General features: G+C 63.0%; 14 protein-coding genes. 9 read left to right on the top strand and 5 right to left on the bottom strand.

Annotation, left to right across the window (positions count from 1 at the left end):
• Nucleotides 1–249: 249 nt before the first annotated feature.
• The 9 genes from AC1Q6X_RS13920 to AC1Q6X_RS13960 all read left to right on the top strand — a co-directional run bounded on the left by AC1Q6X_RS13920 (nt 250) and on the right by AC1Q6X_RS13960 (nt 10,363).
• Complete coding sequence (locus tag AC1Q6X_RS13920; RefSeq protein WP_492497604.1) at nt 250–1,014, top strand: gamma-glutamyl-gamma-aminobutyrate hydrolase family protein; 765 nt, start codon at nt 250–252, stop codon at nt 1,012–1,014.
• A 54-nt stretch (nt 1,015–1,068) separates the two neighbouring features.
• Complete coding sequence (locus tag AC1Q6X_RS13925; protein WP_035822563.1) at nt 1,069–2,439, top strand: glutamine synthetase family protein; 1,371 nt, start codon at nt 1,069–1,071, stop codon at nt 2,437–2,439.
• 10 nt (nt 2,440–2,449) lie between these two features.
• Complete coding sequence (locus tag AC1Q6X_RS13930) at nt 2,450–3,910, top strand: aspartate aminotransferase family protein (RefSeq protein ID WP_492497605.1); 1,461 nt, start codon at nt 2,450–2,452, stop codon at nt 3,908–3,910.
• 199 nt (nt 3,911–4,109) lie between these two features.
• Complete coding sequence (locus tag AC1Q6X_RS13935) at nt 4,110–5,258, top strand: ABC transporter ATP-binding protein (protein WP_070311692.1); 1,149 nt, start codon at nt 4,110–4,112, stop codon at nt 5,256–5,258.
• 7 nt (nt 5,259–5,265) lie between these two features.
• Nucleotides 5,266–6,195, top strand: a complete 930-nt coding sequence (locus AC1Q6X_RS13940) for an ABC transporter permease subunit (protein ID WP_070311691.1) — start codon at nt 5,266–5,268, stop codon at nt 6,193–6,195.
• Entirely contained in the window at nt 6,192–7,043 is an 852-nt protein-coding gene (locus tag AC1Q6X_RS13945; protein WP_070311690.1) for an ABC transporter permease, read from the top strand. The genes AC1Q6X_RS13940 and AC1Q6X_RS13945 overlap by 4 nt, the downstream gene beginning before the upstream one ends.
• 30 nt (nt 7,044–7,073) lie before the next feature.
• The gene (locus AC1Q6X_RS13950; RefSeq protein WP_492497606.1) at nt 7,074–8,561 is read left to right on the top strand and encodes an aldehyde dehydrogenase; all 1,488 of its coding nucleotides are present in this window, start codon (nt 7,074–7,076) and stop codon (nt 8,559–8,561) included.
• 175 nt (nt 8,562–8,736) lie between these two features.
• Nucleotides 8,737–10,029, top strand: a complete 1,293-nt coding sequence (locus AC1Q6X_RS13955; RefSeq protein ID WP_492497607.1) for a type II toxin-antitoxin system HipA family toxin — start codon at nt 8,737–8,739, stop codon at nt 10,027–10,029.
• 1 nt (nt 10,030) lies between these two features.
• Nucleotides 10,031–10,363: a helix-turn-helix transcriptional regulator gene (locus tag AC1Q6X_RS13960; RefSeq protein ID WP_034746036.1), complete on the top strand. Its 333-nt coding sequence runs from the start codon at nt 10,031–10,033 to the stop codon at nt 10,361–10,363.
• A gap of 6 nt (nt 10,364–10,369) precedes the next feature.
• On the opposite strand, the gene panB is transcribed toward AC1Q6X_RS13960, so the two are convergent.
• From panB to hda, 5 genes are all read right to left on the bottom strand, one after another.
• Nucleotides 10,370–11,245 carry a 3-methyl-2-oxobutanoate hydroxymethyltransferase gene (gene panB / locus AC1Q6X_RS13965; RefSeq protein WP_175445216.1) on the bottom strand — a complete coding sequence of 292 codons (876 nt, stop codon included), beginning with the start codon at nt 11,243–11,245 and terminating at the stop codon, nt 10,370–10,372.
• 108 nt (nt 11,246–11,353) lie between these two features.
• A complete protein-coding gene (gene folK, locus AC1Q6X_RS13970; protein ID WP_492497608.1) occupies nt 11,354–11,830 on the bottom strand; it encodes a 2-amino-4-hydroxy-6-hydroxymethyldihydropteridine diphosphokinase in 477 nt (158 codons plus the stop codon).
• The gene (pcnB, locus tag AC1Q6X_RS13975; RefSeq protein WP_230501830.1) at nt 11,830–13,209 is read right to left on the bottom strand and encodes a polynucleotide adenylyltransferase PcnB; all 1,380 of its coding nucleotides are present in this window, start codon (nt 13,207–13,209) and stop codon (nt 11,830–11,832) included. The genes folK and pcnB overlap by 1 nt, the downstream gene beginning before the upstream one ends.
• Nucleotides 13,202–13,873 carry a histidinol-phosphatase gene (locus tag AC1Q6X_RS13980; protein ID WP_070220747.1) on the bottom strand — a complete coding sequence of 224 codons (672 nt, stop codon included), beginning with the start codon at nt 13,871–13,873 and terminating at the stop codon, nt 13,202–13,204. Before AC1Q6X_RS13980 ends, pcnB begins: the two co-directional genes overlap by 8 nt.
• Nucleotides 13,873–14,541 (bottom strand): DnaA regulatory inactivator Hda, encoded by a 669-nt coding sequence (gene hda / locus AC1Q6X_RS13985; protein ID WP_058048421.1) that lies wholly within the window; start codon nt 14,539–14,541, stop codon nt 13,873–13,875. The genes AC1Q6X_RS13980 and hda overlap by 1 nt, the downstream gene beginning before the upstream one ends.
• Nucleotides 14,542–14,544 lie beyond the last annotated feature (3 nt).

Here is a 14,544-nt window from a genome sequence, read left to right on the forward strand (position 1 = left end):
ATGGCGGGAAAACGGTGTGGATGCATGGGAAAGTAGGCAACTGTGCCTGCGGCGCTGGTGTTTGGCGCCGGACGGGCATATGATGATTTTAATAAAGGCAATATTGCAAAGCCGTAGTGTAGGCGATGTGCGCCGCCAGTGGCCACGTCCATCGGTGTGGCCGACTCTACCGGCTCTGCTGTACAGTGAAGCGAGCGGCAGCGCTGTCATGGCGCTGTCATTGGATCGTCACGCCAGCGAGGTAGCACCATGCGCCATCCCATCGTTCTCGTTCCCGCCTGCCAGCGCCAGCTGGGCAGCCATGCCTGGCACATGGCGCAGGACAAATACCTGCACGCCGTGCTGCGCGGCGCCGGCTGCATGCCGCTGCTGCTGCCGGCCCTGGGCGCCGATGCGGACCTGGAAGTGGTGCTGCGGATCGCCGACGGCGTCATGCTGACCGGTTCCGCCTCGAACGTCGATGCGCGCCTGTATGGCGAAGAGATTCTGCATCCCGAGCTGCCGCAGGACCCCGCGCGCGACGCCACCACCTTGCCCCTGATCCGCGCCGCGCTGGCGCGCCAGCTGCCGCTGCTGGCCATCTGCCGCGGCTTCCAGGAAGTCAACGTGGCCCTGGGCGGCAGCCTGCACCAGGCCGTGCAGGCGGTGCCGGGCATGATGGATCACCGCGAGAACGTGCTCGATCCGCTGGCGCGCCAGTATGCGCCCGCGCACCGCATCAAGCTGATGCCCGACGGCGTGCTGTCACGGTTGCTGGGCGGCGAGAGCGAAATGATGGTCAATTCCCTGCATGGCCAGGGCATCGCCCGGCTGGCCGATGGCTTGCTGGTGGAAGCGCTGGCCGACGATGGCCTGGTGGAAGCGTACACGGTGGCCAGCGCCGCCGGCTTTGCGCTGGCCGTGCAATGGCATCCCGAATGGCAGGTCGAGGACAATCCGCAGTCCATGCGGCTGTTCGGCGCCTTCGGCCAGGCTTGCCGCGACTACCAGGAGCAGCACAGAAAGACAGAATGACAGGCGCACCGCCCGCAGTACGCGGTGTTTGATCAAGACCAGCGAGAGGGAAACATGGCAATACGCGAAAATTTCACTTATACGGATATGGATTTGTGGCTCAATGAAAAGCGCGTCACGGAAATCGAATGCCTGGTACCCGACTTGACGGGCGTGGCGCGGGGGAAGATCCTGCCGCGCGGGAAATTCACCCAGGAACGCGGCATGCGCATTCCGGAAGCGGTACTGGGCATGACGGTGACGGGCAATTATCCGGTCGACGATGGCGGCTATGACCGCGCCATTTCCAGCACCGACCGCGACATGATTTTAAAGGCCGATCCCACCACCATCACCATGGTGCCCTGGGCTACGGACCCCACCGCGCAAGTCATCCACGACTGCTATTTTGCCGATGGCGCGCTGGTCGATTTTGCTCCCCGCTCCGTGCTGCGGCGCGTGCTGAAACTGTATGCGGACAAGGGCTGGAAACCCGTGGTGGCGCCGGAGCTGGAGTTCTACCTGACGGCGAAAAACACGGACCCCGACTTGCCATTGAAGCCGCCCATCGGGCGCAGCGGCCGGGCCGAGACGAGCCGCCAGGTGTACAGCATCGACGCCGTCAACGAATTCGACCCGCTGTTCGAGGATATCTACGATTACTGCGAACTGATGAACCTTGACGTCGATACGCTGATCCACGAAATCGGCGCGGGTCAGATGGAAATCAACTTCCTGCACGGCGATCCGCTGGGCCTGGCCGACAAGGTCTTCTTCTTCAAGCGCACCTTGCGCGAAGCGGCGTTAAAACACGATATGTACGCCACCTTCATGGCCAAGCCCATGGCGGGCGAGCCGGGTTCCGCCATGCACGTGCACCAGAGCGTCGTCGATGCGAAGACGGGCCTGAACATCTTCAGCAACGAGGACGGTTCGGCCGCGCCCATCTTCAAGCATTACATCGCGGGCCTGCAGCGCTACATGCCGTCGGCCATGGCCATCGTCGCGCCCTACGTGAATTCCTACCGCCGCATCGTGCGCCACACGGCCGCGCCGATCAACATCCAGTGGGGCCTGGACAACCGCACGGTGGGCTTCCGCGTGCCAGAGTCGGGCGTGCAGGACCGCCGCGTGGAAAACCGCATCATCGGCGCCGACGCGAATCCCTACCTGGCCCTGGCCGTCACCCTGGCCTGCGGCTATCTCGGCATGACGGAACAGCTGGAAGCAACGCCGATGATGGTGGGCAGCGCCTACGACATGAAATTCGAGCTGCCGCAAGGCTTGCCCGAGGCCCTGCAGCTGCTGCGCGCGGAAGACAAGCTGCGCACGGTGCTGGGCGAGCGCTTCATCGACGTGTATGCGGCCATCAAGGACCTGGAGCACCAGGAATTCATGACCGTCATCAGTCCGTGGGAGCGCGAGCATCTCTTACTGCACGTATAAAGGATCACCTATGAGCACATCCAACAATCCGCTGGCGCCGAGCGCCGCTTTTGTATCCTCCGTGGCGCAAAAGAATGCGGCGCCGCAGGTGTACGACACGGCCGCCATCCAGCAGATGGACTCGGCCCACTACCTGCATCCGTTCACCGACTTCCAGGACCTGGCAAGCAAGGGCGCCAGGGTGATGGTGCGCGGCGACGGCGTCTACCTATGGGATAGCCAGGGCAAGAAGATCGTCGACGGCATGTCGGGCCTGTGGTGCGTGAACGTGGGCTATGGCCGCACGTCGATTTCGCAAGCCGTGTACAAACAGATGGAGACGCTGCCCTTCTATAACAGCTTCTTTGGCACGACGAACGTGCCGGCCGCGCAGCTGGCGGCCAAGCTGGCGCAGATATCGCCGCCGCAGTTCCAGCACGTGTTCTTCACCAGTTCCGGCTCCGAAGGCAACGACACGAATTTGCGCATGGTGCGCCGCTACTGGGATATCCTCGGCTACAAGGAGCGCCACACCATCATCAGCCGCCATAACGCCTATCACGGCAGCACGGTGGCGGGAGCATCGCTGGGCGGCATGGACGGCATGCATGCGCAGGGCGGCTTGCCGATACCGGGCATCGCGCATATCGGCCAGCCCAATTACCTGGAATCTGGCCACGGCTTGTCTCCGGAAGCCTTCGGCTTGAAGGCGGCCGGCTGGCTGGAAGACAAGATCCTGGAAATCGGCGCCGACAAGGTGGCCGCCTTCATCGGCGAGCCGGTACAGGGCGCGGGCGGCGTCATCATCCCGCCATCGACCTACTGGCCCGAGATCCAGCGCATCTGCGACAAGTACGGCATCTTGCTCATTGCCGATGAAGTCATCTGCGGCTTCGGCCGCCTGGGGCGCTGGTTCGGCTCCGAACTGTTCGGCATCAAGCCCGACCTGATCACGTTTGCCAAGGGCGTCACCTCGGGTTACGTGCCGCTGGGCGGCGTGCTGGTGGGCGACAGGGTCGCCAAGGTGCTGATCGAGCAGGGCGGCGAATTCACGCACGGTTTCACGTATTCGGGCCACCCCGTGGCCTGCGCGGCCGCGCTGGAAAACATCCGCATCATCGAGGAAGAGCAGCTGGTGGCCAAGGTGGCCGACGATACGGGACCGTACCTGAAGCAGTGCTTTGCCAGCCTGGGCGAGCATCCGCTGGTCGGCTATGCTGACAGCTGCGGCCTCGTCGCGGGCCTGAACCTGGTGCGTAAAAAGGGCGCCACCGTGCACGAGAACGAGCTGTTCGACGAGGACCAAGGCGTGGGCATGATCTGCCGCGGCCACATGTTCGACAACGGCGTCATCATGCGCGCCGTGGGCGAGCGCATGATCGTCGCCCCGCCCCTGGTCATGACGCGCGCGCAGATCGATGAGATGGTGGCGCTGATACGGCTGTGCCTGGACAAGACGTATGCGGACGTGAAAGCGAAGGGCTGGGTTTAGCTCTGAGCTGGCTTAAATACCGGGGTCAGACCCGCCGGGTCTGACCCCAGTCTTTGCCGTTGGGTTTTTACCCAAATAAGCAGCATCTATGCATTTTTTGGACCGCAAAGGCGGCAGTTCCGCTAAACTTCCATCCTGGCCGCTCCTGTAGTGGCCAGTTTTCCATTTTGACACCCTCTTACCCAGAAGCTACCCACACATGACGATAGCAACACCTGCCGCGTCGGCCAGCGACGCCCAAGCGCCTTTCTTGCTGATTGATCAGCTGGTCAAGGAATTCGATGGCGTGCGCGCCGTCGATGGCATTTCCGTGACGATCAACAAGGGCGAGATCTTTGCCCTGCTGGGCAGTTCAGGTTGCGGCAAGTCGACCCTGCTGCGCATGCTGGCCGGTTTCGAGACGCCGACCTCGGGGCGCATCGCCCTGGCGGGCAACAGCATCGTCGACGTGCCGCCGCACCAGCGGCCCATCAACATGATGTTCCAGTCGTACGCGCTGTTCCCCCACCTGTCCGTGTGGGACAACATCGCTTTCGGCCTGCGCCGCGACGGCTTGCCGAAAGCGGAAGTGGCGGCGCGGGTCGAGCAGATGCTGGCGCTGGTGCAGCTGGGCCAATACGCGAAGCGCAAGCCGCACCAGCTGTCGGGCGGGCAGCAGCAGCGTGTGGCGCTGGCGCGCAGCCTGGCCAAGCGTCCGCAGTTGCTGCTGCTCGACGAGCCGCTGGGCGCGCTCGACAAGAAACTGCGCGAACGCACGCAGATGGAACTGGTCAACATCATCGAGCAGGTGGGCGTGACGTGCGTGATGGTCACGCACGACCAGGACGAGGCCATGAGCATGGCAACGCGCATCGCCGTCATGAGCGAAGGACGCATCCTGCAGGTGGGCGCGCCGGGTGAAATCTACGAGACGCCGAATTGCCGCTTCGTCGCCGACTTCATCGGCAGCGTCAATCTGTTCGACGGCCGCATCACGGAAGACGAACCCGATCACGTGGTGATCGACACGCCCGACGGCCGGCACTATGTCGCGCATGGCATCACGGGCAACCTGGGCATGGATGTCTCGGTGGCCGTGCGCCCCGAAAAGATCGGCATCCAGACCGAACCACCCTCCTTGGAAGAACGGGCTTCGCCAGCGGAACACGGCTATAACTGCGCCCAGGGCGTGATCGTCGCCATGGCGTATTTTGGTAATGAAACGAGCTACCACGTGCGCCTCGACAGCGGCACGGTGGTGAAAGTCTCGCGCACCAACGCGGCCCGCCACGACGCCGCGCGCCTCGAGCGCGAGCAGCGCGTGTGGGTGTGGTGGGATGGCGCCGACATCGTCGTGCTGACCAGCTGAGGCCACCATGACGTCCATTTTGCAATCGCTGCGCAAGCTCGTCACCCTGCGTTGGGTCACTGGACGCAACGCCGTCATCGCCGTGCCCGCGCTGTTCCTGACGGCCGCCTTTTTGGTACCGTTCCTGATCGTGCTGCGCATCAGCCTGTCCGACATGGACACGGCAGGCAGTCCGTTCGGCGGCTTGCTGTCGTATGTCGACGGCATCGTCGTGCTGAAGGTCAAAATCGCCAACTACCTGTTCATCGCCGCCGACGAACTGTATCTGCTCACCTACCTCAGTTCCATCAAGTACGCGGCCATCACCACGGCCATTTGCCTGTTCATCGGCTACCCGTTCGCCTACTTCATGGCGCGCGCCAGGCCATCGATCCGCCCCGTGCTGATGATGCTGGTGATGCTGCCGTTCTGGACTTCGTTCCTGCTGCGCGTGTATGCGTGGAAGGGCATCCTGGCCAACCACGGCTTGCTCAACGATCTCTTGATCGCGCTGGGCGTGGTGCAGGAACCGCTGCATATGATGAACACCTCGTTTTCGCTGGTCGTCGGCATGGTGTATGCCTATCTGCCGTTCATGATCCTGCCCCTGTACGCGAACCTGGTGAAAATGGACGTGCGCTATCTGGAAGCGGCGGCCGACCTGGGCGCCACGCCTTTGCAGGCGTTCTGGCGCATCACCGTGCCCCTGTCGAAGTCGGGCATCATCGCCGGCGCCATGCTGGTGTTCATTCCGTCCGTGGGCGAATACGTGATTCCCGAGCTGCTGGGCGGCCCGGAAACCCTGATGATCGGCCGCGTGCTGTGGGATGAGTATTTCACGAATAACGACTGGGCCATGGCTTCGTCCGTGACGGTGCTGGTGATCCTGCTGATCCTCGTGCCGATGGCCATTTTTAACAAATACAAGACCGACCAGGACGCGGAGGAGCGCACATGAACGGACGTACCTTCCTGCAGCGCTGGTTCGGACGCGGCTGGCTCTCGCTGGGCTATTTGTTCCTGTACCTGCCCATCATCGTGCTGATCGTCTTCTCGTTCAACAGCTCGCGCCAGGACATGGTGTGGAGCGGCTTCTCGCTGCGCTGGTACAGCGAGTTGATGAGCGATGCGGAAATCATCTCGGGCTTCGGTTTATCCCTGAAGATCGCCTTCATGTCGGCCACCTCGTCCGTCATCCTCGGCACCTTTGCCGCCTTTGCCTTGAGCAGTTACCAGCGCTTCCGCGGCCGCACGGTGTTTTCCGCCATGGTCAGCGCGCCCTTGGTGATGCCGGAAGTGATCATCGGCCTGTCCCTGCTGCTGATGCTGGTGTCCATGCAAAAGGTCTTCGGTTTCCCCGAGCGGGGCGTGCTGACCATCTGGCTCGGCCACACCCTGCTGGGCATGGCGTATGCGGCCGTGGTGGTGCAATCGCGCCTGCAGGAAATGAGCAAGTCGCTGGCCGAAGCGGCCATGGACCTCGGTTGCCGCGCGCACCAGGTGTTCTTCCTCGTGACCCTGCCGAACATCACGCAGGCACTGGCATCAAGCTGGCTGCTGACGTTCACCTTGTCGCTCGACGACGTGGTGCTCTCCGCTTTCCTGTCCGGCCCCGGTTCGACGACGATGCCGCTGGTGATCTTCTCGCGCGCGCGCCTGGGACTCGACCCGCGCGTGAACGCCATCGCCGCGCTGACGATCCTCGTCGTGACGATTGCCGTGATCGCGTATGCCGTGATGCTGGCGCGCGCCGACCGCAGACGCCGCAAGCAGATGTCCGCGGCGTATTCGGCGGACCAGGAGTAAGCTGCTTGTAAACTGACACAGGAGACGACCATGACGGAAAACACCAGTTGGCATGCACGGGCCGCAGAGATCAAGATCGATGGGCGCGCCTTCATCAACGGCGAACGGGTCGCGGCCAGGTCAGGCCGGACTTTCGACAACCTGTCGCCCATCGACGGGCGTCTGCTGGGGCAGGTGGCCCGCTGCGACGGCGCCGACGTGGAGGCGGCCGTGCAGGCCGCGCGCGCCGCCTTTGACGACCGCCGCTGGGCCGGGAAATCGCCGGCGCAGCGCAAGCGGGTATTGATCAAGTTCGCCGACCTGGTGCAGAAATACGGTCCCGAGCTGGCCCTGCTGGAAACCCTGGACATGGGTAAACCGATCAAGTACAGCCAGAGCGTGGACGTGGGCGCCACGGCCAACTGCCTGCGCTGGTATGGCGAGGCGATCGACAAGGTCTACGATGAAATCGCCCCGACACCCGCCAACAGCCTGGCCCTGATCACGCGCGAACCGGTGGGCGTCGTCGCCGCCATCGTGCCGTGGAATTACCCGATGATCATGGCTGCCTGGAAGATCGCGCCCGCCCTCGCGGCCGGCAACAGCGTGATATTGAAACCGTCGGAAAAATCGCCGCTGACGGCCCTGCGCCTGGCCGACATCGCGCTGGAAGCGGGCGTGCCGGCGGGCGTGTTCAACGTGCTGCCCGGCTACGGCAACGAGGCCGGCGCCGCGCTGGCGCTGCACATGGATGTCGATTGCATCGGCTTTACGGGTTCCACGCGCACGGGGAAACTGATCGTGCAGATGGCGGGCCAGTCGAATCTGAAACGGGCGTGGACGGAACTGGGCGGCAAGTCCGCCAACATCGTGTGCGCCGATTGCCCGGACCTGGACAAGGCCGTGGCGGCCGCCGTCGGCTCCATCTTTTTCAACCAGGGCGAAAGCTGCAATGCGCCTTCGCGCCTGTTCGTGGAAGAATCGATCAAGGATGCATTTATTGCCAAGGCGCTGGCCATGCTGCCCCGCTTCCAGCCAGGCGATCCGCTCGATGAAGCCACCGTCATGGGCGCCATCGTCGACGCCACGCAGATGCAAACAGTGATGGGCTATATCGCGTCCGGCAAGAGCGAAGGCGCACAGCTGCTCGGCGGCGGCGAGGCCGTGCGCCTTGATACGGGCGGCTACTACGTGCAGCCGACCATCTTCGGCGTGGACGCCGGCATGACGATCGCGCGCGAAGAGATCTTCGGGCCCGTCCTGTCCGTGCTGGGCTTTACGGATATCGCCGAAGCCATCCAACAGGCCAACGCCACGCCCTACGGCTTGCAGGCGGCCGTGTGGACCTCGGACATCAGCAAGGCCATCCAGACGTCGCGCGCCCTGCGCGCGGGCACCGTGCACGTCAACCAGTACGACGGCGACGACATCACCGTGCCGTTCGGCGGCTACAAGCAGTCGGGCAACGGGCGCGACAAGTCGCTCCATGCGCTGGACAAGTACACGGAGCTGAAGACGACGTGGATACAGGTGGGATAATTTCTATAAGGGTACTTAAAAGGGCTAATTAAGAGTGTTTTCGGCTTAAAATAGTCCTTTTAGGTACTATTAAATTTTTCATGGCGCTGCACTTGCTAAAATTTGGATCGTATAAGTGCTAATTTAAGGATAAACTGAACACAATTAGCTACTATAAGATCCAATTGGAGCGGCCATGCAATGCCATTTTCAAATTTTTCATGATGATGCGTGGCACGATTGCGCATCGCTGACTTTGCTTGAGCCTGCAGGCGGCAATCCACGTACCGCTGCCCTGTTCGAGTATGACCTCGATTATGCCTTCTTCAAGCTTGAGAGTGGGCCTGTCTCGCTGCGTTTTCCCGTCACGGCAGAGATGCAGAAGCTGGCGCAATGGCCAGCCTTTATCTTTGACCTGATTCCCCAGGGAAGCGGACGGACATATCTGCTTGGGCAGCTGCAACTGGCCGATGGTCCGGCTGCCGATTTTCCGCTGATGTGCGCCGGCGCGTTCAATCCCGTCGGGCGCGTGCGCATCGCCGAGGCCGTGCAGTACTACGCACAACATATGCATCGCCATGACCAGGGCAAGCCGCTGACCGGCTTTTCACTGGACGAGATCATAGGTCGCGGCGATGCCTTCAATGAGCGCATGCTGATGCATGGCATGCTGGCCGCCGGCAGTCTGGGGGTGCAAGGAGCGGCGCCGAAATATCTGCTGACCACTGACCATGCCGGTCTCTGGCATGCCGATGGAGCCTTGGCGGACCAGGACGCGGCTGCCCATTTCATCGTCAAGCGTCCGCGCGGAAAGACCGCCAGCGACGCCAAGGTATTGCGGAATGAGGCCGCATACATGACTGTGGCGCGCGCGGTGGGCTTGCGCACCGAAGGCCAGTTGCGCTACCAGGACGATACCTTGTTCATTCCCCGTTTTGACCGCCGCATCCTCGATGGAAAAGTGCTGCGACTGCATCAGGAAAGCGCCGCTTCGCTGGCAGGTATCGTTGGCTTTGAAGCCACGCCCAGCCAGTTCGACCTATTGCAGGCGCTGCGCGCCGTCGTCAGCGACAAGACTGCGGAAACCATCGAATTTCTCAAACGCGATATCTTGAACCTGGCCATGCGCAATACCGATAATCACGCACGCAATACGGCGGTGCAGCAAATTGGTGCCGAGGTGCGCCTCACGCCGCTGTTCGATTTTGCACCGATGTACCTGGACCCGGATGGCATACCACGCGCGGCGCGCTGGTATCACCCGGATACCAAAAACGAGCTGCATGACTGGACGACGATACTGGCCACGATCGGCATGCCGGACGTGGAGCGCCAGCAGATCCGCCTCGCGCTATACGGATTTTCCCAGCACCTGGTTGCGCTGGAACAGCATATGCGGGAGGCTGGCGTGGATGATGACATCATTGCTTTCCTCCGGCCACATATCGCCGGGCAGATCGAACAGCTCAAGGCATTGGGAGAGCACTGACATGGCGCGTACAAAGAAGACCGTTGACAAGGAAGAGTTGCGGCAGCGCAGGGCAGTGCTTTACGAAGCCATTGAAGCAGGAGCCGTCACGCTACAGCATGCCGTCAAGGAAATGCGCGCCATCTCGCGCATGACGCAGGCAGAGTTTGCGACGCATCGGGGCGTGAGCACGAAGGTTATCAAGGAGATCGAGAGCGGCAAGGGCAACCCGACCATCCAGACGCTGAACCGTATCGGGCAATTCTTTGGCCTGGAGGTGGCCTTTGTACGGACAGAAACGCTACGCGAAAAAAAAATCGCCCCGGCGAGTACCGGGGCGATATCGCCTCAATAGACTAGATCAGAAGCAGTGTTCCAGCGCCGGGAAGCTGCCATCCTTGACGGCTTTGACGTAGCCGGTGACGGCGTCGTCGATGCTGGCCGCGCCTTCCATGAAGTTGCGCACGAAGCGCGCCTTGCGGCCTGGGAAGACACCCAGCATGTCGTGCATGACGAGGACCTGGCCCGAGCAGTCTGGGCCGGCGCCGATGCCGATCGTGGGAATCGTCAGCATGTCGGTCACTTCCTTGCCCAGCTGCGACGGCATGGCTTCCATCAGCACGATGGCGGCGCCCGCGTTTTGCAGCACCAGCGCATCGTTTTTCAGCTCGGCGGCGCTTTCCGTGCTCTTGCCCTGCACCTTATAGCCGCCCAGCTGGTGCACGAATTGCGGCGTCAGGCCGATGTGGGCGCAGATGGGGATGCCGCGCTCGGTGAGGAAACGGACGGTCTCGGCCAGCCAGGCGCCGCCTTCGATCTTGATCATGTGCGCGCCCGCCTGCATCAGGATGACGGCGTTGGCGTAAGCCGTTTCAGGCGTGCCGTACGCGCCGAACGGCAGGTCGGACAGGATCATGGCCGACTTGCTGCCGCGCGCCACGGACGCCGTGTGGTAGGCCAGTTCGGCCACGGTGACGGGCAGGGTGGAGTTCAGGCCGTTGCAGACCATGCCGAGCGAATCGCCGATCAGCAGGATCTCCACGCCGCAGCGGTCCATCAGCGACGCGAAGCTGGCGTCATAGCAGGTCAGCATGGAGATCTTTTCGCCGGCGGCGCGCAACGTGGCCAGGGTATGGATGGTCACGGCCTTGTTGGCGACAGGCTTGGATGGCGCCGGCGCCGGTGTGGCGGCCTTGTCTTTTGCGGCCAGATCTGTTCCTTGCAAATAAGCGGACATAGGTATTCTCTAGAGTGAAAGGGGGGTGATGCTATTGCGACGCCGCTAGTGTAGTACTTTATAGGGCGGCGTGCAGGGGCGGCATTGTAGAGCAATGCCGCGTGGCGCTCAGAGCTGGCTGATGGCCTGGTCCGCCACGCCCGCCAGGTAGCCTTGCGCCGGGCCGAGGCCGGGCACGGCGATGGCCGGCGCCAGGGCCAGCAGCGGCACCAGCACGAAGGCGCGCTCGGTGAGGCGCGGATGCGGTACCGTCAGGGTGGCGCTGGCGATCTGTGCATCGCCGTACAGCAGCAAGTCCAGGTCCAGGGTGCGCGGGGCGTTGCGGTAGGGCCGTTCGCGCCCGTGCTCCGCCTCGATGGCGTGCAGGGCCAGCAGCAGTTCCTCCGCCGGCAGGGTGGTCTCGATGCGCGCCACGGCGTTGATGTAGTCGTCGCCGCTGGAATCGATGGGTGCCGTGCGGTAGCTTGCCGAGGCGTCCAGCAAGCTGGCGCCGGGCAGGCGCGCCAGGCGCGCGATCGCCTCCTGCACATTCGCGCGCGCGTCGCCCAGGTTCGCGCCGATGCCGATGTAAGCGATTACTGACATTATTCGCCGCTGCTGCTGCCGGTGGTGGTGCTTCCTCCGCCTGTGCCCGTCTTGCTGCGCGTGCTGCGGCGCGGCGGGCGCTTCTTCTTGACGGCGCCCGGCGCGGCATTGGCGCTGACGAGCAGCGCTTCGCGCGTTTCCTCGTCGCCTTCATAAAAGGCCGTCCACCATTCGCCGATGTCCGCGTCGATCTCGCCCGAGGCGCAGCGCAGCAGCAGGAAGTCGTAGCCGGCGCGGAAGCGCAGGTGCTCGAGCAGTTTGTACGGCGCCTTGCCGACCCGGCGCTCGAAGCGGGGCTGCATCGACCAGATGTCGCGCATGTCGGAACCGATCTTGCGCTGCAAGGCCAGTTTTTCCGTCTGCGAATCGAGCACGTCGTCGGCCGCCAGGTGCAGCGCGGGGATGGTCGACTCGCCGGCGGCGCGGTAGGCCGTCCATTTTTCCAGCACCTGGTGCCACAGCAGCGAGGCAAACAGGAAGCCCGGCGAGACGGTCTTGCCGGCGGCGATGCGCTGGTCCGTGGCGTCCAGCGCTAGGGTGACGAATTTCGCGCCCAGCGGCTGTTCCAGCACCACGTCGAGCAGCGGCAGCAGGCCGTGATGCAAGCCTTCCTTGCGCAGCTGCTGCAGGCAGGCCAGCGCGTGGCCGCTCATCAGCAGTTTCAGCATTTCGTCAAATACGCGCGGCGCCGGCACGTTGTTGATCAGCGGTGCCATGACGGGAATCGGCGCGGCCGTGTGCGGCTCGATGGTGAATTTCAGCTTGGCGGCGAAGCGCACCACGCGCAGCATGCGCACGGGGTCTTCGCGATAGCGCTCTTCCGGCTTGCCGATCATGCGCAAGGTCTTGGCGCGGATGTCTTCCACGCCGCCGTGGTAATCGAGCACTTCCTGCGTGGCCGGGTTGTAGTACATGGCGTTGATGGTGAAGTCGCGGCGCAGCGCGTCTTCGTGCTGCAAACCGAAGGTGTTGTCGCGCAGGACGCGGCCATGTTCATCCTTGGGCGCGGAATCGGCGCCGGCGCCGCGGAAAGTCGTCACTTCCAGCAAATCCTGGCCGAACATCACGTGCACGATCTGGAAGCGCTTGCCGATGATGAAGGCGCGGCGGAACAAGCGCTTGACCTGTTCCGGCGTGGCGTTGGTGGCGATGTCGAAGTCTTTGGGTTTGACGCCCAGCAGCAGGTCGCGCACGGCGCCGCCGACGACAAAGGCCTCGAAGCCCGCTTCCTGCAGGCTGCTGGTGACGCGGATGGCATTCGACGATACCAGTTTCGGATCGATTCCGTGTTGCGCAGGACCGAGCACGATGGGTGCCGTGGTGTCGCGCGCTGCCTCTTTTTTAACGCCGAGGATCTTGCGGATGAATTTTTTAATCATTGAATAAGTGGAGTGATGGCCAGCCGTGGAGGGATGCGTGTGCGCTCAAAGCGGTGTTGGGATTGGTCGCGACCGGGTGGGTCACGACCGACAGCAAGGGAATATCGTTGTGCGAATCGCTGTAAAAATAGCTGCGCTCGAACTGCCCCAGTTCCTTGCCCATCTTTTCCAGCCAGGCGTGGGTGTGGGTCAGCTTGCCCGCGCCCAGGGTCGGCGTGCCCAGCAGCTTGCCCGTGACATTGCCTGCGTCGTCATATTCGGGCATAGCAGCCAGCAGGTGCTCGACGCCGAGCGCATCGGCGATGGGTTTGGTGATGAAATGGTTGGTGGCCGTGACGATGGCCAGCAGGTCGCCCGCGTCCTGGTGCTGTTTCAGCAGGGCAACGACTTCCGGGCGGATGGCCGGCAAGACCACTTCGGCCATGAACTGGCGGTGCAGCGCTTCGAGGCGTTCGCGCGGGAATTGCGCCAGGGTGCCGAGCGAGAATTCCAGGTACTCCACCGGATCGAGCGTGCCGGCCTGGTATTGCGCGAAAAATTCGTCGTTGCGGCGGGTGAATTCGGCGGCGTCCACGGCACCGATGCGTACCAGGAATTCGCCCCACTCGTGATCCGAGTCGATGGGCAGCAGGGTGTGGTCGAGGTCAAACAGGGCCAGATTCATCATTCTTTCGCTTCCGCCTGCAGCAACTCGCGCAACAATGGCAAGGTGATCGGGCGTTGGGTTTCCAGGGAGTAGAGGTCGAGAGAGTCCAGCATCGTCGACAGCGAACGCATGTCGCGCCGGAAATGGGACAGCAGATAGGGTAACACGCCCGGCGACAAGGTCAAGCCGCGGGTGGTGGCCGCCTGGGTCAGGGCGGCGATTTTTTCATCGTCCGTCAAGCCGTGGATCTGGTAGATCAGGCCCCAGCCCATGCGCGTGCGCAAGTCTTCGCGCACGGGCAGCACGGCCGGCGGCACGGCGCCGCTGCACACCATGAACGCCTTGTTGGCGCGGATTTCATTGAACAGGGCAAAAGCGTCGATCTGCGCCAGCGGCGACAGCTTTTCGCAGTCGTCGAGCAGGTACAGGTCCACGTCGGGCGAATACACGAATTCGGACTCGATCGAGAACGGCGAAATGTAGCGCGCGCGCTCGGTGCTGGCCAGTGCCTTGAGCAGGTGGCTCTTGCCGGCGGCCAGTTCGCCCCACAGGTAGGCAAAATGTTCGCGCGACGTGCGCGCGGCGAACTGGCGCATCAGCTGCGCCACTTCGGCATTCTGTCCCACCTCGAAGGTATCGAGGCTGTGCGCCTGGTCTGTGCCTAAATCGAGCACCAGTTGTTTCATGGC

The sequence above is a fragment of the Janthinobacterium sp. GW823-FHT06H09 genome, assembly GCF_058794735.1.